The following is a 20967-nucleotide window of genomic DNA, read 5'->3' on the forward strand; positions in this document are numbered from 1 at the left end:
TTTTGGACTTTAAAAACATGTTGAAAAAAATCAAAGAAGAAAATTATTGAATTGACTTCTTTGACTTTTTAAGAAATATTATTGAAACAATAACTGTTGCAATAACCGAAATCACATTTGCAGTCATTGAAGGCAGTCCCAAACATTCAGGAGCCTGCAGAATATATCCGAATGTGATTAATGTGCACAGGATTGCCGGAATCAATGCGACAATATACGGTTTGTCATTATTGTTAAGATAAGCGCTTGCAGCATATAATACAACTGTAGCCACTATTAACTGAGACACAGCAAAGTATCTCCAAATCAGACTAAAATCAATGAAAGTTAATCCAAATGCAACTAAAAACAATGGTACGGCAATTTTAAGTCTTGAAATTAGTTTTTCATGATTGAGATGAAGTTCATCGGCAATTGTTATTCTTGAACTTCTAAGTGCAGTATCACCGGATGTAATCGGACAGATGACAACTCCAATAATGGTTAAAACCAAACCGACAGGCCCCACTAATGTTTTTGCCATTTCATAGACTCCTACTGATGGTGTTGCGCCATAGATTACTGCAAGTTGAGGCTGTCCGTGGAAAAATGCCATTGCAACTGCAGCCCAGACAAGAGCAACCAGACCCTCCAAAACCATAGCGCCATAAAATACTGGCCTTGAATCATTCTCATTTTCAATGCATCTTGCAACAATCGGGGATTGGGATGCGTGGAAACCTGAAACGGCACCGCACGCAATTGTAATGAAGAGATATGGGAAAATGTTTTTGTCAGTCAAATATAGGCCTTGTGTTGTGAATTCCAGAATTGAATATGGCGGATTTAAAATCAATGCCCCAATCATCAGCACCGCCATGATTAACAGCAATGCTCCAAACAGGATATATTCTTCCGATAATTTTATCAACCGGAAATACGGTTGCAATCAAAAAGTAAATGAATATTATTGTTACCCAAATAAGTATAGGAATACTGGTTAGGTCTGCAAGCAAAGCTGCAGCTCCTTTTGCAAATGTGGTCGAAACAAAAATTCCGGTAATTACAATAAGAACCGCCATGAACTTTTGGATGTTACTTCCCAAATATTTTGAAATAATGCTGGGCATTGTGAATCCGTCATTTCGCACAGACATGAATCCTGAGAAGAAATCATGAACTCCACCAATAATACCTTTGATTTTTGATTTTATCTTTTCCAGATACCATTGCTATCCCTATTTTTGACTTTAAAATCCTAATAATCCCAATATTATAGAAATAACAAATATAATTATTCCTATTTTTAATAATGTTTTCAATCCTTTTACCACAGCATATATTATTAGAACTAATATTATTATCCTAATAACATTCATTATCATCATATCCATCATGTTTTATAACCTCCGACAATTGTTCTATTCGAAAATTTCATCTTTTTTTAAATTCAACCTTCTAGTTTGTTTAGTGAATCTTTTCAAAAACATTCAATCTGCAATATCTGTATAACTATTATTCTGTTAATAGTTTACCTCATAATAAAGCAAAACTTTTAAAAAAAAAAAAAAAAAAATAAAAATAAGCAATCGAAAGATTGTTTATAAGCTTCTATTCAAGATATAATCTTACACCTTGGACGATTAAAGCTACACCGATAAGGATTGCAGCGAAAAGTGGTTGACCGATTGAAAATCCTCCAAGAGCAAAGGATATTATACCTAAAATTATAATGAATATAGAAGCGATTTTTGATATTTGTGAATCTGAAATAAGACCAACAATACCTGCTAAAATCAGTATAATACCAATGATATAGAATTGTAATGCGAAAATAAATGACAATGCAGAAATGTTAAATACAAATACCAGCCCGACAAAAATGGCCAGAATTCCAATAACAATATTTATTGCATTAAATCCTGATAGTATTGAAGCTATACCAAAGAATACTAAACTCAGTCCAATAAGAATAGACAGAAATGCAGTACTGAAAATAGGACAAATTATAAAAATTAATCCTAAAAGTATTGATAAAATTCCAGATATTTGATTTGATTCCATATTTTTTTTCCTCCAAAAATTTTATATATAAAAAAGGGAAATGAGAGTTAAACTCTCATTGATTTTTCATATTCTTAAGCCGCAACGTTGCAATGAATACAATAGCCAGCAGAATAGCCGTTATTATCATTACGAATCCCATGGCTTCCTGAATAATAGTATCTACAGCTTTTAAAACAGTACTGTCCTGTGTGATATTATCAGTACCTGCTGTTTGGAGGTACTCTGCAGCATCATCAAAGAATTGCGCATCGTTTGCATGTTCTGGTGCATACATATTGATTGCAGTGCTGAGACCTCCCATAACTCCAAGAATTAAGATTACACCGATAATTGCTGTACCCATTGATTCACCTAATGTCTGTGTGGTTGTAAGAACACCGGATGCGTTGTTTTCATTTTCCTTAGGAATATAAGCCAGGGAAATGTCTGTACTTAAGGACATGACAAAACCAAGTCCAGCACCCAATACAAACAAACCAGGCATTAAATCATACATTGTTGTATTCAATCTGAATTGATAGCTTAAAATCACACATCCGAGGATTGCGATTAGAGATCCTACGGCTATCAGTTTTTTATGACCCACTTTAGTAGATAAACTTGGAGCCGCTATTGCAAATATAAGCAGACCTATAGTCATCGGAAGTGTAGTCAGACCTGTATTTAATGCGTTTAACTGCATTACACTTTGCAGGAACAGGGAAACAGCAAACAATGCTCCTCCCATTGCAAGACAACCTATCAATCTAATGATTGCTCCTACACGTAAATTTCTGTCTTTGAATAACCCCATATCAAGTAACGGCACTTTACCATTACTTTTTCTTCTACTTTCAAACCATGCAAATGCTGCTAAGATAATTAAACCTGCAACGATTACCATTATACTGGTTGAGGTGTCTTTTGTCAGCATTAAAATACCCCATACGAACAGGACAAGTCCTATTAATGAAATTATAGCACCAGTAATGTCCAAATCACTTTTGGATTCTGTAGGTTCGAAATCAGGTATTTTATGTTGCATTACTAAAATAAAGATAACAAATACTAATTCAACTGCAAATCCCCATCTCCAACTGAAAAATGTTGTCATGACCCCACCGAACAGCGGACCGACAGCAGCAGAAACGGAAACCATTACACTTTCAATTGCCAAAGCAAATGTACGTTTTTCACCGGAATAAATTCCACTAATAAGGGAAACAGTAGCAGGTGTCATCAATGCTCCTGCAATACCTTCAATCAATGCCCATCCAATAAATAACACTGGTGTGCTCCAACTTATTGCTGCGGTAAAAGTACCGACACCATAAAGTATAGTACCGATTATGAACAGTTTCTTTTTACCGACAATGTCCTGAAGTTTGGTACTCAGCAGCATGAATGCAGCAGTGATGAGAGTATAAAATGACATAATCAATTGAATGGTACTCACATCAGTATGCAGATCAACTACAACCTTGGAAATACTGACATTCATGAATGTAGCATCCAATGTTATAATAAATGAAGCACAGGCCACTAATATTAATGGAATCCAAGAGTGTTCCTTAAGCGTTTCATTCATTTATTAATCCTCCATATCAATATAAAAATCTTAAGAAAATATTAACAGAAGATGTCCAATATTTTTCTTGTTAATATTTATCCTTTTATTGCTTTATAAAATTTTTTGTTGTTTAATTCATAAAACTACGTAGTTAGTCACTTTTTTCAAACATAACCGAACGTTTATTCTTATCTTAATTTTCAATAACCGAACGTTCGTTCTCTACATCATTTAATTACAATAAAATATAAACCATAAGATGTATGAATACAAAAGAATTAATTTTAGAAAAGACTTTAAAATTAATGATTGAAAAGGAAAACTCTCTCGTTTCAGTTAGAGAAATCAGTGAAGCCACTGGAATTACTATTGGCGGAATATATCACTATTTTTCAAATAAAGAAGAAATATACAATGAAATTACTGAAAGATATTTTATTAACTATTTCAAATTCAATATTGACGAACTCAGACAGATTAAGGGAAATGCAAAAGAAAAAATCCACGATGTCATGGCTGAAATTTTTACACAAAAACAGGCAGGAATCAAGATTGAAACGATTGAAGATGAAATAGACTACAGATTCATATTGCTGATTTTGACTGCAAAAGGATTTGCTAGCGAAAAATACCCCGGGTTTCTCCCCAATAGCCTAAAAGGATTGGAGGAATTTTTCACAGAAATTATTGAGGAAGGTCAAAAAAACAGCCAAATCCGACAGGACTTCTCAGCCGAAGACATTGCAGAGTCACTACTTATTATGTACCTCGGAATTCAATATAAATGGGACGTATATTTAATTGATGATATGATTTCAGCCTTTGAAGATAGTTTTAATTTGGAATGGGAAAAGATAAGATTTAGAGAATAAATATTGAGAAACATGAGGCTGTTAGATGAACACTAAGGACTTGATTGTTGAAAAAACGCTAAAATTAATACTGGAGAAAGGTACAATTGACATTTCAATTAGTGAAATTCGAAATTGCACCGGACTGACAACAGGCGGCATATATTATCATTTTTCAGATAAAAAAGAAATATTCGAAGCGATTCTGCAAAAGTATATGATTGATTACATTAAAATAGATTTTGATAAAATCCCACTTGAAGGTTCCACAAAGGACCAAATCCATGACACATTGCTTTATATTTTACATCAATACGTAAACGGCGTGGAAATCGAAAGCATCAATGAAAAAATCAATTATCAAAGTGTAATACATCTTTTAACCGCAACAGGATATGCCCATGATGAGGTTAACGGGACAATTTCACAAATAGGAACTGACATTAGAACGTTTTTAAGCTACATTGTCGAAGACGGTAAAATTCAAAATGAAATCAGAAAAGATTTATCAACTAAAACCATTGTAGAATCATTGTATACAATGTATATGGGAATTCAAGGTTTTTGGCTAACTTTCCCAAATGATGATGTTGATTCCATTTTTGAGAAAAACTTTGACATGACCTGGCAGGCCATCGAATTCCAATGAAAACTATTTTTTTTAATCTATAAAAACCATGAGATTAGTCACTATTTTCCAACATAACTGAACGTTTGTTCTTTATATTAAATTTTCACAAACAGAACGTTCGTTCTCTACACCATTTAATTACCATAAAATATAAATTATTATATGTATGGATACAAAAAAATTAATTTTAGAAAGTACTTTAAAATTAATGATTGAAAAGCAGAACTCAATTATTTCAATTAGAGAAATCAGTGCCGCATCCGGAATTGCTACCGGCGGAATATATCACTATTTTTCTAATAAAGAAGAGATATACAATGAAATTACTGAAAGATACTATCTAAACTATTACAAATTCAATATAGATGAACTCAGGCAGATTAAGGGAAATGCAAAAGAGAAAATCCACGATGTCATGGCTGAAATTTTTAAGCAACAACAAAGCGAAATCGAGATTGAAGCGATTGATGATGAAATAGACTACAGAATCATATTGGCAATTTTGACTGCAAAAGGATTTGTTCATGAAAATTTTCAGGAGTTACTCCAAAGCCTCCTAAACGAATTGAAGGAATTATTCACAGAAATTATTGAGGAAGGTCAAAAAAACAGGCAAATCCGACAGGACTTTTCAACCGAAGACATTGTAGAGTCATTAATTATCATGTACATGGGAATTGCATATAAATGGGAGGCATATATAATTGATGATATGATTTCTGTCTTTGAAAATAATTTTGATTTGCAATGGGAAAAGATAAGATTCAGAGAATAATTAATTAACTTGAAAACATTGTGTGGTTAGATGAACACTAAGGACTTGATTGTTGAAAAAACGCTGAAATTAATACTGGAGAAAGGTACAATCGATATTTCAATTAGAGATATTCAAAAATGCACCGGACTGACAACCGGCGGCATATATTATCATTTTTCAGATAAAAACGACATATTTGAAGCGATTATGCAAAAGTATATGGTGGATTATATGAAAATCGATTTTGATAAAATCCCTCTTGAAGGTTCCACAAAGGAGAGAATCCATGATGGATTGCTTTATATTTTGCATCACTTCACCGACGGTGTGGAAATTGAAAGCATCAATGAAAAAATCAATTACGGGACTGTATTAATTCTTTTAACCGCAACAGGATATGCCGATGATGAGGTCAACAGGACAGTTTCACAAATAGGAGATGATATTGGGATATTTTTAACCGACCTTGTCGAAGACGGCAAAAGGAAAAATGAAATCAGGAATGACTTCTCAACTAAAAACATTGCCGAAACATTATACATCATGTATATGGGAGTTCAATGCTTTTGGTTAGATTTCCCAAATGAGGATATTGATTCCCTTTTCGAGAAAAACTTTGATATGACCTGGCAGGCCATCGAATGGCAGTGAAAAATAAGAAAATAATTAATATTCAAGGTTTTTAAGAGTAGGTCACTTAAAATCGTGTGGGTTACTATCAAAAAATAACTGAAACAACCCCCATTGACACTTTCAATAAATTATTTCAAAAACTTTTGTTGAATTTGAACTAAAACAATGAAATTTCCACAAGCAATCACCAAAGCACCAAGTAAAAATCCGTGGGGAGTATTATTGAAAAGCAACATGATTAAAGAACCTGCAGCAATGCAAATTATCATTTTAATTGAATCATTTCTTGTAAATACAACGCCCTCTTTATAATAGGATTTATTAGCCATTAAAGATATATAGAAAACAATTAATGAAATAATCATTACGATTGATTCAAAAAGGGGATCAAATTTGCCAGAATGCAGTAATTCGAAAATAACAGTCATTAAATTAATGCTGATAATAATGAAATAATGAGTAAACATTAATTTAAAACCCCTTTCTTCCCTATGATGATCCATAAGTCTATGGATTTGGATAACATAAGTGGCAAACAATGATAAAACAATGAAAAAGACGAAAAATGACCTTAAGTTAAGTGAAGTTATATCAAAGAAATATGTCATTCCAACAATCGCTTCACCAAATGTAATAATTGTTAATAGTTCAAATCTCTCAACTAAATGAGGAAAATTAACAATTCCTTTATCAAAATCACCGCTTAAAAATGGTAAAAATGCACCAACAACAACAGCAACAGCATCAATCCAAATAGCAAAACGTAAATTATTAGAAAACAGGGCGATTAAAGCTACAATATAAATCATGCAGACAATAATTATGATTTTTATGGAATTGTGGGCTGCATTATTCTTATTTTCTTGTCTTCTATCATGAATATAGTATAATCCAATAACGGTTAAAAACATTACAAGCATTGAAATGTTAAATGGAAGAGCCATTTGATTCCATTGAGTATTAATTGTATTTGCCATATATATTACGGCAATCATGTTAACAACCGTCAGTATATAATCATGCACCTCCCATTTCCCATATCGATTTATGTAATTCGTGAAATACAACCATACTTGAATTATAACAAAGGAAATAATCAAATATACAAAAAAAGGATGCATAATCCCATTAACTGGCTCCCTAATAAGGGTAGTTAACCTCGAAATAGCATAAACAAAAATCAGATCATAAAATAATTCTATCAATTCTACTTTTTTATCAACTATTGCCATAATAATAATTTAAAATTTGAATAAATAAAATTAATTGTTAGATTTAATTTTTTATCTTACAAAAATTCAAATTTTAATCCTAAACAAAATCCCCAAATCACACAATACATAAAAAAAACTTAAAATAAACTGTAATTATTAAAATAAGAAAACAATTAATATTTCATGGCATGTTAAGAGCAGTCCACCAAAAATTTGGTGGGTTACCTATAAAAAATAGCTAAAGACTGCCACCACATGCGATATTTAAAATATTCGCAATTTCAATATGAAATATTCATTTCAAAAAAATAGAATTACTTACGTTTTTTCTTTGGAGTTGGAAGTTCTTCATACATTGACTCTATAAGTTCTCTTAGAAATGCTTTGTTTTCAACATCATTAACAAGCACCATTTCCTTTGCACCTTCATATGGCAGTTCCATATTTGCATTAGGCATCATTGCAATAGCTGTTTTCACAGGTTTGACAAGAAAACGATTATCATAGATGCCCCCGATGATTTTGCCACGATAATATATTATGTATTCACCCATCATTGCCCTATAAGATATATCATCCAAATCTGATAACTGCTCCAAAATATATTCCAAATAGTCTTTACTTGATGCCATTCTAATCCCTTTTAAGTTTTCATTAGTACTTTATCAATTTATCTATTAATAAGTTTTGACAATGTTTAGAATATTTTTAATAATGAAAATGTTAAAATGATAATTAAAATTAGCAAAACAAGAAAATAATTAATATTCATGGCCGTTAAGAGCAAGCCACCAAAAATATGGTGGGTTACCTATACAAAATAGACCAATCCTACCACCATTTCCGACATTTTAAAATTGTAAAACAAAAGAAATTAATAATTAACTTTACGATGCATAAAATTCGTTTTTATCAATAATCAACCTTGATACTAACTGGATAGAAAAATAACTTCAGGTAATCTCACCAATTACTGATATATGTAGATTTATATATTTTAATTAAGTAATTTTAATTAATGATAATTATTAATCACAAAGAAGTAAAATCAGTTATTTCAAAGTCCAATTTACCAATTGCAGGATTTACAGTCAATCCTTATATTGGCTGTGCACATGCATGCAAATATTGTTATGCGGATTTCATGAAACGTTTTACTAATCATAAAGAAAAGTGGGGAACTTTTGTTGATGTGAAGCATTGGCCAAATATTAAAAATCCTCAAAAATATTCAGGCAAAACAATAATCGTTGAATCTGTAACAGACGGTTACCATCCATGTGAAAAAGAATTTAAGAAAACAAGAGAATTTTTAAAAGAACTTGAAGGCGTGGATGCTAATTTAATTATAACTACAAAATCATCTTTAATATTAAGAGACATAGATTTGATTAAAAAGTTTCCAGATCCAATAATTTCACTTTCAATTAACACTTTGGATGAAGAGTTCAGAAAAGACATGGATAATGCATCTCCAATATCTGAGCGATTAAACACCCTTAAAAGATTTCACGACGAGGGAATAAAAACCGTTTGTTTTGTATCTCCAATTTTTCCAGGAATAACAGATGTTTTTGAAATAATAAATGAAGTTAGTGGTTATGTTGACTATATCTGGCTTGAAAATCTAAATCTTCGCGGAGCATATAAAAAAGTTATTCTCGATTACATAAGTGAAAAACATCCGGATTTAGAATTATTATATGAGGACATCTATAAACACAAAAATATGGATTATTGGAGTGAATTAGATAAAAAAATAGAAAAATTTGCAAATAAAAATGGACATATGTATGTTATTGATGAAGAACCATTTTTAATTAATCCGTTAGACAAACCAATTATCATTAATTATTTCTATCATGAAAAAATTAGGCAAAGTTCAAAAAATAAGAAATAATTAATATTCATGGCCTGTCAAGAGTAACCCACCTTCTGTTTAACAGCATTCATCTTAGCGTGCTACCTTGCCTCATACAGGTTGTCATCGGCACCTTTGCTCTTGCATCCTACGGAATGGCCGTTTCACCGCTTCTTTTAATGTCCTCAATTAAATATCATCGTCTACCATTAAAAGCCGTGTCGTTTCTGCTCCAGAGTCATACTTCTCAGTATACGTTTTTCAACGCCGTAGTTCTGTGCGATGGGCGGAGTTTCCTTAGTTTAAAATAAACCAGCAGCTGTCTTTAACTTGCCAAAAAATATTAATTAAAAGTAGCAGGGCCTAGATTTGAACTAGGGATCTCGGGGTTATGAGCCCCGCGGGATCACCAGACTACCCCACCCTGCTATACAAACAAAAATAGTATAAAACTATATTATAAATATTGTTTAGATTGTATATAAAGTTTTCCATAAAATGGAAAAAATCAAAGAAAATAAATTTAATTATTTTCTAATGATTCAATTCTTTTATCAAGGTCATTTAACTTTTCTTCAGTTGCTTTTTGGAATTCTTCAGAAGTTTTTCTGAATTCATTGAAATCCTTATCCAATTTATCCACATTGGATGTGGTTTGTGAAAACTTGGTTTGAAGCTCTTCCAAATCGTCAGTAGTGGCTAAAGACCAACTTTTAATTAATTCATCACTTTTTTCATCTAAAAATGCATCGATTTTATTAGAAAAAGCGTCAGTATTAATTGCAGAATCAATATCGCTCAATTTGATTTTAATTCTTTTACCCATTGATTCGGATTCCTCTTTTTCAGCAGGAACATCATCTTTAGGAATATCATAACCGGTATCGTTAGATTTGCCTAAAATTTCGTTCATATGGGCATCAGCAGTAGTTGGCACATAACTGCGTAATTTACTCATAGATCCAGGACTATTTAATAGATAATAGTAAACTAAAATTATAATAGCTACAATTAAGATTATAACTGCAACCACTTCCATAGCATCCATCTTACCACCTATTTATTCATTTTTTTAAGTTTAGCTTCTTTCTCTTCAATTTCTTTAAGCATTTTTTCTAACTTTCTTTGTTCAGTTTCAGCTTCAAGTCTGGCTAATCTTTCATTGATTTCAGAGTGAAGATAGCCGACGTTGCTTCTGACTTCAGTTGTGGATTGCCTGATAGCTGAAAGACTGTCCTGTTGCTCTTGTGGCAATGGAATTGGATTATCCATTAATCTTTTGGATTCAATGTCTTTTTCCACCATGGACATTTTTTTAAGCTCAATTTCTTTTTCAAGTATTAATATTGAATTTTTAGATTGCGCAACTTTTCTCCATTGGAATACAATGATAATCAATACAATTGCAACAATGACCGCAATGATTAAATAAAACATTTGGTCAGGTATTGTAGGAATTTCCATTTAATTACCTCCAATTTTATATAAACTAGTTTAACAATACATTATTATATAAACTTCATCAATTATAAAATTAATTATTTAATAAAGAAGGTAATACTATATGATAGAATCTTACATAGAAGCCGGAAAACTTACATCCAAAATTCGTGACGAAGCTTCCAAAATGATTAAAGACGGTACATTAGTTTTAGACTTAGTAAATTATGTAGAAAGCGAAATTTTAAAAAATGGTGCTGAAATTGCATTTCCATGTAATGTATCCATCAATGAAATAGCAGCACACTACACCTCACCTGCAGGCGATGAAACCAAATTTAAGGCAGGAGATATGGTAAAACTTGATTTAGGTGCAATGGTTGACGGCTATATCGCAGATACTGCTGTTACAATAATTGCTGACGGCAACATTGATGAAAATTACACTCAGGATGAAATTAACTTACATGAAGAAATAGTAGAAGCATCAGCAGCGGGTCTTGAAGCGGCAATTGCAACTGCAAGGGCAGGAATTGAAGTATCCAAAATTGGTGCTGCAGTTCACGAAGCAATTTCAGAATATAACCTAAATCCGATATTCAATCTGACCGGACACAGCCTGGAGCAAAACAACCTCCATGCAGGAATTTCAATTCCAAATTATGACAACCATGACAACTACATTCTGGATGAAGGCCAGGCAGTAGCAATCGAACCGTTTGCAACAAATGGTGAAGGAATTGTAAACGACGCTCCCGGACATTACATCTTCTCATATATGGCAAACAAACCTTTCAGAATGAAAACAACACAAAAAGTTTTAAAATACATTCAGCACAACCACAGATATGTTCCATTTTCAGGTCGCTGGATTACCGATGAGTTTGGTGAAAGGAAAGGATCAATCGGACTTAAACAGTTATCAGAAGCAATGGCAATTTATCCTTATGCGCCACTTCGTGAGAAAAAGGGCTGTTTTGTAAGTCAAAAGGAACATACAATCATCATTGAAAAAGAAGGCTGTACAGTTACAACTATCTAGAAGGGATTAATTTCTCTTCAAAACTTATTTTATTTAAAATACTAAATTTTTAAAAAAAAAGAAAAAAGAAAGAAGATTTAGTATAAAGCAGGGATTTTAACTCCCATTTTAGCTCTTCTTTCACGTTCTGCAGTGTTTTTGTCTTTTTTACCTTTAGCTAATTTTTCAAGTAAAGGAAGACCAGGTTTTACTTCGTCCATTGGTTTGGTTTCAATTAAACCAGCTGAAACAGCTGCTTTAAATACACTGTCACCATCGTCAGTTCTGGTTAAAACAGTAGACCATCCGTCAGGAGATCCGACAGAACCGGTTGATACGTCAGCCCATTCACAAACATAGTCTTGACAGATGTTACAACCTGCTTGTTCGTAACCGTGGGTTTCTTTGATAGCTAAACCAGAGTCTTCACCGTCTTTGGTTAACCAGAATTTACCTTTACCGATGTCCATTTTAGTAGCTTCTTGTAAGCTGTCAAATCCTAATTTTGCGGTTGCAAAGGTGTCAAGAGAAGCCATAGGGAAGTTTTCCATACAGTAGATACCGATGATTAATTTGATTTTTTCAGCGACAAATCTAGTGAATGGGTAAGCTTGTGCTTTTCTTAAACCTTGGGTTTGACATGGAGTTGCTACAACACCAACTTTTTCTAATCCGTATTGACGTGTTGCTTCTTTTAATGCGGATAAAGTTGGGGACATTGAGTATTTAGTACCTGCTGCAGCAATAACTTCATCAGAGGAAGTTACTACAGTAGGAATTGGTCTCCAATCGTCGTCAGGAGTTCCAGCTACAACTGCACCTTCAATGATACCTTCATCGAGTGCGTAACAGAGTAATGCTGAAACAATTCCTCCGTCTTGTGATACATCTAGAATTTTTTTATCAGTAGATCTTGCAGATAATGCTTCTTTATAAGTACCTAATGGCATATCCATTCCTCCTAAAGTCCTGTTTCCTTTTTAATTCTTTCTACAGGTAACCAAGATCTTGGACACATCATGTAGCAAGAACCACATTTAATACATCTGTCTCTGTCACAGCTAGGTCTACCTTCAGAAAAGCCCATTGCCCTTGTAGGACAAGCAAGAGCACAAGTTCCACAACCGGTACATAATCCTTGGCGGATTACATTGGTTAATACGTCACAACCACATCCTTTATCACATGCAGCCCAATCCATTGCTGGTTTTAAGTAATCTAAGTCGCCTTCACATAATGCTACAACAGCTTTTGCGATTACTTCAGGTGCTACAGGACAACCAGGAAGTGCTAAATCTACTTTTACTAATGAACTAATTGGTAAGAAAGATTCGTGTTTAGGTTGTGCTTGTTGACCACCACGTGCAAAAGTAGTGAAACAACCAGTTAAAGCACAGGAACCGAATGCACAGATTAAGCCAGATTTTTTCCTTGCTTCTAAAATTTCGTGGACACTGTGTTCGTCTTGTAAACATACAGATCCTTCAATTAAACATAAGTCCATTTCTGGCATTTCTTCAGCATAAGTACCGTGAATCCATTTGTCAACTAAAGTTTGTCCGTATACGATATCAATCATATCAGTTAAAACTGTAGATAAAATGTCATAGTTTTCAGTTAAAGACATTGCATCTCCAGTACAACCACTTAAGTGTATGTAACCAATACGTGGTTTTGATGAAGCAGCTTTAGTTTCTTCTGCAGGAGCAGCTTCAACTTTCTCTTCTACAGGAGCAGCTTCAACTTTTTCTTCTACTTTTGGTGCTTCTTCAGAAGAACCACCGAAAGCTTTTTTCAATTTATCAAACATTATTTTACCCCAATTTCTTTTAAAATAATATCAATAGCTTTAGGAATCGCCTTTGTAACAGGTTCTGTTAAACCCATATCAACATCCGGAGTTGGAATCTCAGCCGGTTTGCATCCCACAATAACTACTTCACATTTTTCGGAAATTTCTTGAAGAGGATTTTCCACGGTCATTCCATGAGGATTGTCATATTTTCCTTTTTGCATAACGTTCGGATCAAATACATCTACGGTTCCAGGCTCAGCATTAAATTCCACCACATCCAATACGATGAGTTTTTTCCAATCATACTCTTCGTATAATGGGAAGAAATTTGTTGGAGCCGCAGTTCCACCATCAATGAATTGAACCCCTTCAGGTAACTCAATACCGTCAAATTTTTGCTTAATTTGCTCTAAAATCTCTTTATCGAATTCATCCTCTACATATGAAGTAACAGCTGGATCATAATAGTCATTAGTATCATTTGCATATTTTTGCAAAATGTTTATAAGAATAGGCCCGAATCCATCATCTTTAAATAAAACATTTCCACAACCGATGACGATTATATCCGAATCATAAGGCATTTAATTCCTCCAAGTTACTTAGATTCTCACCATTTCATTTTTAAGAATGGATTTGTCTTCATCGTCAACTACCATTACGTGAGTAGCACAGGATAAACATGGGTCGTATGCCCTAATTACATGTGGACCGAACTCGTGAGAGAATCCTTCAGTTGCAGGACCCATAGTTGGAATGTTCCATGTAGTTGGTACAATTGCAGAGTAGAATTTAGTTTTTCCTTCTACAACTTGTGCCATGTGTACGTCAGTACCTCTAGGACCTTCGATTACACCAAATCCAAGTTCTCCAGTTCCTCTTTTATCGTAACTTACGTTTGCAGGAGCGGATGTGTCAAGTGCATCTAATGCTTCCATACATGCGTCGTAGTTTTTCAACATTTCGTCAGCACGTGCAACGTGTTGTGCGATTACACCTTTGTCTTTGAAACCTTGGAATTTTTCCATTCTTGCTCTAGGACCGGTTTCTACGTTTTGACCTTCCCATAAAGGAATTACGGAACAAGCTCTGGTACCAATTTCTGGATCATCATACCATGCTTCTGGTAAAACTTCAGAGAATTTGTCCATATCAAATTCGTTAGTACCGTAAGTAGCATCCATAGCCATTAATGGTTGGTTAACTACACCTAGATCTTTTGGTAAACCTGCGTCGAGAACAAGTCCTTTGATTAATTCAACATGAGCTTCAAGTTTTGGTCTGAGTGCAGTCATTCTTTCGATTAATCTATCTTTAGTGAATGGAGTAATGTTTCTTGCCATACCACCTACTCTGATATCAGCAGGGTGGATACCTTCACCAGCACACATATCTACAACGTATTGAACAGTTTTTCTGATTTCACTTACACTGTCAACAGCTGCTACAAAATTACTGTCATCAGTAATATCTGGAGCAACTAAAAAGTGGTGAATTGCTGCACTGTTAATACCGTGTGCTGCTGCGACAGCTTTTCTTAACAATTTACCTGCTTTAGGAATTTCAATACCTAATGCCATATCCATTGCCTCAGCGGAAGCTAATGTGTGTGGAATTGGACATACTCCACAAATTCTTTGACATAAAACAGGTGCTGTTTCAGGAGCTTTGTTAAGAACCATCTTCTCTAAACCCCTAACAGGAGTTATACTAAAATACATACCTTTTGTAACTATCCCTTCATCGTCAACTTCCATGACCAATTCGGCATGGCCTTCTTGACGAGTTGTTGGAGATATAACTACTCTATCTTTCAAATATGTCACCTCAATTATTAGCAATTAGAAACTAACATTAATTATTTATAAATATTATTATTAATAAATTATGCCACAAAAAATTAATCGAAATATATATAAGAAATAAAAAACTTAATTTAAATATTATACATAATAATATATTTAAAGGAGGGAAAAAATTGGATAAAGCAAATATTATAATTTCTATAATTGTTGTATTATGTATTGCAGCAGCTGTTGCAGCATACGGAATAACAAATAGTGATAGTCCAATATTCTCCGACTTATCCAGTATATCCTCAAGCAGTGATGATGGCAGTGGGCTTGGAAATAATACCCACAATGGAAACGGAAGTGGATCCTCTGTAGCTACTACTGATGGAGGAAGCAGTGGTTCCGGTTCTGGAAGTTCATCATCCGGAAGTTCAGGATCAGGCAGCGGAAGTGGTTCAGGATCAGGTTCCGGAAGTGGAAGTGGCTCTGGATCTGGCTCAGGCTCTGGATCAGGTTCCAGTTCAAGTACACACTTATCATACTCTGAAGCTCAAAGTATTGCAAATAGTGCTGTTGGAGAACCTGGATGTTATGCTGGAAGTGTGAGATACTCTGGCGGATACTGGTACGCAACCATCTATGATGAAGACGGAAATGCAGTAGACAGCATAGGCATTAATGATGCAACCGGATCTGTTAGTAGAATGTAAGGATTATTCTAATCCTTTATTTATTTTTTTTAAATGAATAGATAACTATATATAATACAAAAAATATAATAATTATTGTTGTATATGAAGGGCCCGTAGCCTAGCTGGATAGGGCGTCGGACTTCTAATCCGAAGGTCCCGGGTTCAAATCCCGGCGGGTCCGCTCTCAATGCAAACTAACTTTTTTTAAAATAACATTTCATTGAATTAAAAATTTTATGGGCTTGTAGCCTAGTCTGGAAGGGCGTAAGACTCCTAATCTTAAGATCGAGGGTTCAAATCCCTCCAAGTCCGCTTTTTTAAAAATTATCCAAAGTAACGATTTTTTCTGTTTTTGGCTTGGTTAATCTCTTATCGAATGAAATTTCACCATATTTACCTCCACCACCAGGAATAACATTAATAGTTTTGTTTCTGAATGATTCGATGGCAGGAGCTATTTTAGAATCAATATTACCTATCTCTTCAATTGAAGCATTAATCAAAACATCGATTTCAGTTGCAAAACAGTCAATCAGCTCCTGCCATTTGCCCTGAACTGTTTTTGTTGTAACTCCCTTACCATAAACAGTTGAAATCAATTCGGCAAGAGGCATCAGATGAATGTAATCAGGTCTGAAATCCGGATGTTTCGGTTGGCTGTAGTCCGCAATTTCAGAGATTCTAAAATCAACACCCTTTTTGATTGTTCCTCCGCAACTGCATTTCATCCTGTTTTCCTTTGCAATGACCGGATCAATCAGTTTGTAGCATTTGGTACATGCAGTCATGTGATATTTTCCCAGGTTTGGAATCAAACCGTAGTTTGCTTTAATATCCTTATGTTTAATTGCATGTTTTATCGAAGAAAATGAAATATCTTGAAGCTCAATTTGATTAAATTCACGACCCAATCTGTGAGGCCATGGGGAATGAGCATCGGAATTTGAAAGGAACGGAAAATCCTTAAGTTCACCTACCGTATCGGCCATGAATGTATCGGCAGAAAGCCCGAGTTCCACAAAGTCAGGCTTTTTATCATAACAGTCATAAATGCTGTCAAATGACTTGTACATTCCGGTCCATGGAGTAAATGCATGTGCAGGTCCAATCAAACAGTCATAATCCCGGACCATTTCCAAAATCTCGGCACCACCCAATTGGGTTTTAGGTCTTCCGTCAGCCGCCTTGTTTTTAGAAGGGAGTTTGTCAGACAGTTCCCTGGCAATTTCTATATTTGGAATTATAATCAAATGATGAATCTTGTTTTTGCCTTCAACTTCAGTTGTCAAAACAAAATTCATATCCTCAAAGGCATAAATTCCGTCTCCCAGATAGGAGGTTTCCGCTTCAATCATATTTAACCAGGCGGGATGGAATGCATCACCTGTGCCCAGAAGCTGCAATCCCTTCAATTTTGATTTTGGAGCCATATTCTTAATCAGCATATCTTTTGATGATGCCATTGAAAAACAGCTGTGAACATGAAAATCAGCATTTACCAACATGATTAAATGTTAGAAACTGTTATTATATTAAGTTATCCAATATCCTTTTTACATCCAAAACAGGGCATTTTTCCTTTTTGGGATACAAATCAACACCCAAATCATCATCGGGAACAAAATCATGTAAATTCTTTAAAAAACAGTTTGTCTTATCTATCATTTCTATAATCTGTTTTTGGTTTAATGGATAGGCGAGTTTCAATGTAGGAATATCCAAATCATCAACTATTTTTAAAACAAGGCTATGTGCATTGTTGCATGAGTTTCCGCCAAACAAAATCAAATCGTTTAATGCATTATACATCGGTGTGCGATTTTTAGGTCTCCTTCCAATTACAATAGCTGCATCTGCCCTATCAGCAACTTTGGAAAACAGAATGATTCTGCTTTTAACACCGGAAGGCACTTCACTTGAAGTGTATTTTGAAATTACATTATCAAAAACCAAATTGCCCTCACAGATGTCCATATTGTCAAATCTTGAGAAATTTGAGGGGGATAAATAGTTATGTCCATTTTTTTCAATTAATGGAATGACAATCATTGAAGCGTCTGGAACTACAATAACATTCATAAAAAAAAAGTAAAATAAAAATATATTGGTTTATCCAATATATCTTAAATCATCAGCATTTCCTGCATTAGCCTTATTGATCATATCCTGTTCCATTTGTTGAGCTTTAGCAATCATTTGTCTGGTTTCTTCAGCTCTTTCCTCTAATTTATCAACATTAATTTCAAAATTAAGCAACATGGACAGTTTATTTAATATTGCTTCTGCAGATTCGGCATCAATAAAGTATCCCGGAGTTTCACCCATCAGACAGGACCCTTGGATTCCCTGACGAACTCCCAAACCTAAAAATAGTCCGGACGCTCCGACAATACCCCCATCATTTGACCTAAGTTCTATTTCAGCTTCCTTCAATAATTCAGCATTTGCTTCATTAGTGGCTGCACCGAAAACTTTAGGAGATTCCGGAGGTTGACCGGTAACCATTCCGCCCAATGTGTAAATTCTGTCAATATCAAACTGTTTTACGAATTCCAAAATATCTTTACAGACAAGGTATTGACCTTCAGGGGATAAAGATTGAGTATTGCCAACAAGAATAATCAAATCCAAATCATCTTCGCCAACATCCCTTAAGTAATACAATTCATTTTTCATGTTTTCAATGATTCCTTCCTCTTTAACAATAACTTGAGGAGGAAATGTTGGAGAATAGATTTCAGCAAATTTGGTAGCTCCCAATTCATCAATCATGTGGTCGGCAGCCAGTTTACCCACATGTCCAAGACCAGGTAATGCCTCTATAAAAATAGGATTATCCAATTCAATGTCTTCTAAAACAGTTATTTCAGTAGTTTCCATACTCAATTACTCCTTCATTGATTCCTTTTTCAATATACGACGGTATTTACCGTATTTATCCTCGACTGAAAATTTAGGAGGATAAATCACTTTAAGCTTGCCTCCGCATTTAGGGCAGGCTTCCTTTAAAGTATAAATACCACATTCAGGACATTTATTCATTTTCATATTCATAAGAATCTAATTATTATCTAATTCTCTTAAAAATGAACCATTTCCATCAGATTCTTCGACAACTGCAATACACCTATCAGCAGCAGATTTAAGAGCTTTTTCTGCCAATATATAATCTGTAGATTTAACTGTAATTCTGTATCTAGGTGCTCCAACACATTGGACTTTGATTTCCTCTTCCTCATCGCCATTGTCCTCAGCGGCCTTCAATGCTGCAATGATAATTTCAACACCGTTAGGCACGAAAGTTTCAATGTCGACATATCCGCTGATATGAACTTCAGGAGGAGTAATATTTTTCTTAGCTACTTCAGTAATAGCATCTGCCCAATCTTGAGGAATTCCCTCTTCAGTAAGTGATTCTGCACCTTCATCAGAAGCAGTTTCAAAAGCGCCATAAACATCACCAAAGATGTCCATAAGTTCATAACCTACTTCATCATAAGCAGTGTCCAAATCTTTATCTAATGATTTAGCAGCCAATTCTAAGAATTTTTCAGCTTTTTGCTCAATTTTCCAATGTTGGATTTTTTTAGTTCTTTGATCTTCACGGATTCTTTTTAAAGAAGCATCCACATGCCCTTTTTTAGGATTTACTCTGAGAACACGACAGACGATTTTTTGGTTTTCTCTTACGTGATCCCTGATATTTTTAACCCAACCAGAAGATACTTCAGAAATATGAATAAAAGCTTCTTTGCCCTGATATTCTTCTAATTTAGCAAAAGCCCCATAATTAAGAACTTTATAAACTGTACCTACAATAAGTTCTCCTTCATCAGGCCATTCTTGACTTTTTCTTACCATACTCTCACCAACATCAATAAAAATTATAAAAAAATAGTAAAAAATAAGTTAAAAACTAAAATATTTAGTTTAAAACTTTTTCAATGTGTGCAGTGATTTTAGCTTTAGCACCGCGAGATTTGACAAGGGTTTTACCACAAATAATACATTTTACGTCAGATGCTGCACGGTCAAATATTACTTGTTCATTGTCACAATCTAAACATTTAACTTTTAAAAAGTTTCCTCTACCTTTACTAACCATGTTAATCACCTATTTTGCTACAAATTCAGGTTTTCCTGTTCTGAAAGATTGTTTGATGTGAGATTTACCACATTCTTTGCATTTAAGTCTTAAGTCTAATTTTTTAACTGGTTTGTTTCCAGCAGGTAAAGGCCTTGGATAACCTCTGTAACCAGCAGTTACACGTCTGAATTGTCTTTGTCCCCAAGTTAACTCACTAGCTTTCCTTTTTTTAGCAGTGTGTACTTCATGCACTGTGTGTCTTTTACAGTGAGGACAGTATGTTCTTTTTTCTTTTGGTATTTTCATTCTTTCACCGTTTTATACACTTTTAAGTGTTTAATTAATAAATCATTGGAAATCTATTCATAAATTTATCTAACTAGCAGTTATATCAAAAAATGTTAGAGATTAAAACTGTGGTGTAACGCATCAAGTCTACAAACAGCAAAAATCCAAATTATATAAAATATAATTTTTTAGTATCACAAATAGATATGCTCTCTATTTATGTTTAATAAGTTATATAAAGTTAATGGAAAAACGGCTATGTTGAAATCCTTTGTGAAATTTTGTTGAATTGAACGATATTGTAAACAA

General features: G+C 34.0%; 27 protein-coding genes, 3 tRNA genes and 1 other RNA gene. 9 read left to right on the plus strand and 22 right to left on the minus strand.

Annotated features, from left to right (window positions below; genetic code table 11):
- Positions 1-43: 43 nt before the first annotated feature.
- The 5 genes from Q0W04_RS03420 to Q0W04_RS03440 all read right to left on the minus strand — a co-directional run bounded on the left by Q0W04_RS03420 (position 44) and on the right by Q0W04_RS03440 (position 3613).
- The gene (locus tag Q0W04_RS03420) at positions 44-859 is read right to left on the minus strand and encodes a carbon starvation CstA family protein (protein WP_298500472.1); all 816 of its coding nucleotides are present in this window, start codon (positions 857-859) and stop codon (positions 44-46) included.
- Positions 774-1136: a hypothetical protein gene (locus Q0W04_RS03425; protein ID WP_298500475.1), complete on the minus strand. Its 363-nt coding sequence runs from the start codon at positions 1134-1136 to the stop codon at positions 774-776. Before Q0W04_RS03425 ends, Q0W04_RS03420 begins: the two co-directional genes overlap by 86 nt.
- Positions 1137-1229: 93 nt before the next feature.
- On the minus strand, positions 1230-1376 hold the full coding sequence (locus Q0W04_RS03430; protein WP_298500477.1) for a hypothetical protein: 147 nt from the start codon (positions 1374-1376) through the stop codon (positions 1230-1232).
- Between the two features lie 214 nt (positions 1377-1590).
- A complete protein-coding gene (locus Q0W04_RS03435) occupies positions 1591-2043 on the minus strand; it encodes a DUF308 domain-containing protein (protein ID WP_298500479.1) in 453 nt (150 codons plus the stop codon).
- A gap of 55 nt (positions 2044-2098) precedes the next feature.
- A complete protein-coding gene (locus tag Q0W04_RS03440) occupies positions 2099-3613 on the minus strand; it encodes an MFS transporter (RefSeq protein WP_298500481.1) in 1515 nt (504 codons plus the stop codon).
- 245 nt (positions 3614-3858) lie between these two features.
- Between Q0W04_RS03440 and Q0W04_RS03445 the strand changes: the two genes are divergently transcribed.
- The 4 genes from Q0W04_RS03445 (at position 3859) to Q0W04_RS03460 (ending at position 6485) form a co-directional block, all read left to right on the plus strand.
- The gene (locus Q0W04_RS03445) at positions 3859-4467 is read left to right on the plus strand and encodes a TetR/AcrR family transcriptional regulator (protein ID WP_298500483.1); all 609 of its coding nucleotides are present in this window, start codon (positions 3859-3861) and stop codon (positions 4465-4467) included.
- Positions 4468-4492: 25 nt separating this feature from the next.
- Positions 4493-5095 (plus strand): TetR/AcrR family transcriptional regulator, encoded by a 603-nt coding sequence (locus tag Q0W04_RS03450; RefSeq protein WP_298500485.1) that lies wholly within the window; start codon positions 4493-4495, stop codon positions 5093-5095.
- A gap of 148 nt (positions 5096-5243) precedes the next feature.
- Positions 5244-5852, plus strand: coding sequence for a TetR/AcrR family transcriptional regulator (locus Q0W04_RS03455; protein ID WP_298500487.1), 609 nt, complete (start codon positions 5244-5246; stop codon positions 5850-5852).
- Positions 5853-5882: 30 nt separating this feature from the next.
- Positions 5883-6485, plus strand: a complete 603-nt coding sequence (locus tag Q0W04_RS03460) for a TetR/AcrR family transcriptional regulator (RefSeq protein ID WP_298500489.1) — start codon at positions 5883-5885, stop codon at positions 6483-6485.
- Between the two features lie 110 nt (positions 6486-6595).
- Here the strand turns inward: Q0W04_RS03460 and Q0W04_RS03465 are convergent, their stop codons facing one another.
- A complete protein-coding gene (locus tag Q0W04_RS03465; protein ID WP_298500491.1) occupies positions 6596-7699 on the minus strand; it encodes a low temperature requirement protein A in 1104 nt (367 codons plus the stop codon).
- A gap of 296 nt (positions 7700-7995) precedes the next feature.
- Positions 7996-8313 (minus strand): TfoX/Sxy family protein, encoded by a 318-nt coding sequence (locus Q0W04_RS03470; RefSeq protein WP_298500493.1) that lies wholly within the window; start codon positions 8311-8313, stop codon positions 7996-7998.
- A gap of 386 nt (positions 8314-8699) precedes the next feature.
- On the opposite strand from Q0W04_RS03470, the gene Q0W04_RS03475 reads away from it, so the two are divergent.
- Positions 8700-9581: a radical SAM mobile pair protein B gene (locus Q0W04_RS03475; RefSeq protein WP_298500495.1), complete on the plus strand. Its 882-nt coding sequence runs from the start codon at positions 8700-8702 to the stop codon at positions 9579-9581.
- A gap of 12 nt (positions 9582-9593) precedes the next feature.
- On the opposite strand, the gene rnpB is transcribed toward Q0W04_RS03475, so the two are convergent.
- The 4 genes from rnpB to Q0W04_RS03495 form a co-directional block, all read right to left on the minus strand.
- An RNA gene (rnpB, locus tag Q0W04_RS03480) (RNase P RNA component) lies at positions 9594-9876 on the minus strand.
- Positions 9877-9896: 20 nt separating this feature from the next.
- A tRNA-Met gene (locus Q0W04_RS03485) sits at positions 9897-9971 on the minus strand.
- A gap of 94 nt (positions 9972-10065) precedes the next feature.
- Positions 10066-10590, minus strand: coding sequence for a hypothetical protein (locus Q0W04_RS03490; protein WP_298500497.1), 525 nt, complete (start codon positions 10588-10590; stop codon positions 10066-10068).
- A gap of 8 nt (positions 10591-10598) precedes the next feature.
- Positions 10599-11006 carry a hypothetical protein gene (locus Q0W04_RS03495; RefSeq protein ID WP_298500499.1) on the minus strand — a complete coding sequence of 136 codons (408 nt, stop codon included), beginning with the start codon at positions 11004-11006 and terminating at the stop codon, positions 10599-10601.
- 100 nt (positions 11007-11106) lie between these two features.
- Between Q0W04_RS03495 and map the strand changes: the two genes are divergently transcribed.
- Positions 11107-12024, plus strand: a complete 918-nt coding sequence (map, locus tag Q0W04_RS03500; RefSeq protein WP_298500501.1) for a type II methionyl aminopeptidase — start codon at positions 11107-11109, stop codon at positions 12022-12024.
- Between the two features lie 77 nt (positions 12025-12101).
- On the opposite strand, the gene frhB is transcribed toward map, so the two are convergent.
- From frhB to frhA, 4 genes are read right to left on the minus strand one after another with little or no spacing between them, the layout of a single operon-like run.
- Positions 12102-12953, minus strand: a complete 852-nt coding sequence (frhB, locus tag Q0W04_RS03505; protein WP_298500522.1) for a coenzyme F420 hydrogenase subunit beta — start codon at positions 12951-12953, stop codon at positions 12102-12104.
- A gap of 11 nt (positions 12954-12964) precedes the next feature.
- Positions 12965-13813 (minus strand): coenzyme F420 hydrogenase subunit gamma, encoded by an 849-nt coding sequence (frhG, locus tag Q0W04_RS03510; RefSeq protein ID WP_298500503.1) that lies wholly within the window; start codon positions 13811-13813, stop codon positions 12965-12967.
- Positions 13813-14382: a coenzyme F420-reducing hydrogenase, FrhD protein gene (gene frhD, locus Q0W04_RS03515; RefSeq protein WP_298500505.1), complete on the minus strand. Its 570-nt coding sequence runs from the start codon at positions 14380-14382 to the stop codon at positions 13813-13815. The genes frhG and frhD overlap by 1 nt, the downstream gene beginning before the upstream one ends.
- Before the next feature lie 18 nt (positions 14383-14400).
- Positions 14401-15615 (minus strand): coenzyme F420 hydrogenase subunit alpha, encoded by a 1215-nt coding sequence (gene frhA, locus Q0W04_RS03520; RefSeq protein WP_298500507.1) that lies wholly within the window; start codon positions 15613-15615, stop codon positions 14401-14403.
- A 161-nt stretch (positions 15616-15776) separates the two neighbouring features.
- Between frhA and Q0W04_RS03525 the strand changes: the two genes are divergently transcribed.
- The 3 genes from Q0W04_RS03525 (at position 15777) to Q0W04_RS03535 (ending at position 16595) form a co-directional block, all read left to right on the plus strand.
- Entirely contained in the window at positions 15777-16301 is a 525-nt protein-coding gene (locus tag Q0W04_RS03525; RefSeq protein ID WP_298500509.1) for an endoglucanase, read from the plus strand.
- 89 nt (positions 16302-16390) lie between these two features.
- Positions 16391-16464, plus strand: a tRNA-Arg gene (locus Q0W04_RS03530).
- Between the two features lie 57 nt (positions 16465-16521).
- A tRNA-Arg gene (locus Q0W04_RS03535) sits at positions 16522-16595 on the plus strand.
- Between the two features lie 5 nt (positions 16596-16600).
- Here the strand turns inward: Q0W04_RS03535 and Q0W04_RS03540 are convergent.
- From Q0W04_RS03540 to Q0W04_RS03570, 7 genes are all read right to left on the minus strand, one after another.
- Entirely contained in the window at positions 16601-17788 is a 1188-nt protein-coding gene (locus tag Q0W04_RS03540) for a TIGR00375 family protein (protein ID WP_298500510.1), read from the minus strand.
- Between the two features lie 22 nt (positions 17789-17810).
- Positions 17811-18362 (minus strand): DUF2112 family protein, encoded by a 552-nt coding sequence (locus Q0W04_RS03545; protein WP_298500512.1) that lies wholly within the window; start codon positions 18360-18362, stop codon positions 17811-17813.
- A 30-nt stretch (positions 18363-18392) separates the two neighbouring features.
- On the minus strand, positions 18393-19163 hold the full coding sequence (locus Q0W04_RS03550; protein WP_298500514.1) for a proteasome assembly chaperone family protein: 771 nt from the start codon (positions 19161-19163) through the stop codon (positions 18393-18395).
- A gap of 6 nt (positions 19164-19169) precedes the next feature.
- The gene (locus Q0W04_RS03555) at positions 19170-19337 is read right to left on the minus strand and encodes an RNA-protein complex protein Nop10 (protein ID WP_296790088.1); all 168 of its coding nucleotides are present in this window, start codon (positions 19335-19337) and stop codon (positions 19170-19172) included.
- A 6-nt stretch (positions 19338-19343) separates the two neighbouring features.
- Entirely contained in the window at positions 19344-20144 is an 801-nt protein-coding gene (locus tag Q0W04_RS03560; RefSeq protein WP_298500517.1) for a translation initiation factor IF-2 subunit alpha, read from the minus strand.
- A gap of 64 nt (positions 20145-20208) precedes the next feature.
- Entirely contained in the window at positions 20209-20388 is a 180-nt protein-coding gene (locus Q0W04_RS03565) for a 30S ribosomal protein S27e (RefSeq protein ID WP_067044971.1), read from the minus strand.
- Positions 20389-20397: 9 nt separating this feature from the next.
- Positions 20398-20676 (minus strand): 50S ribosomal protein L44e, encoded by a 279-nt coding sequence (locus tag Q0W04_RS03570; RefSeq protein ID WP_292739056.1) that lies wholly within the window; start codon positions 20674-20676, stop codon positions 20398-20400.
- Positions 20677-20967 lie beyond the last annotated feature (291 nt).

The organism is uncultured Methanobrevibacter sp. (assembly GCF_947170395.1).
Classification (GTDB): Archaea; Methanobacteriota; Methanobacteria; order Methanobacteriales; family Methanobacteriaceae; genus Methanocatella.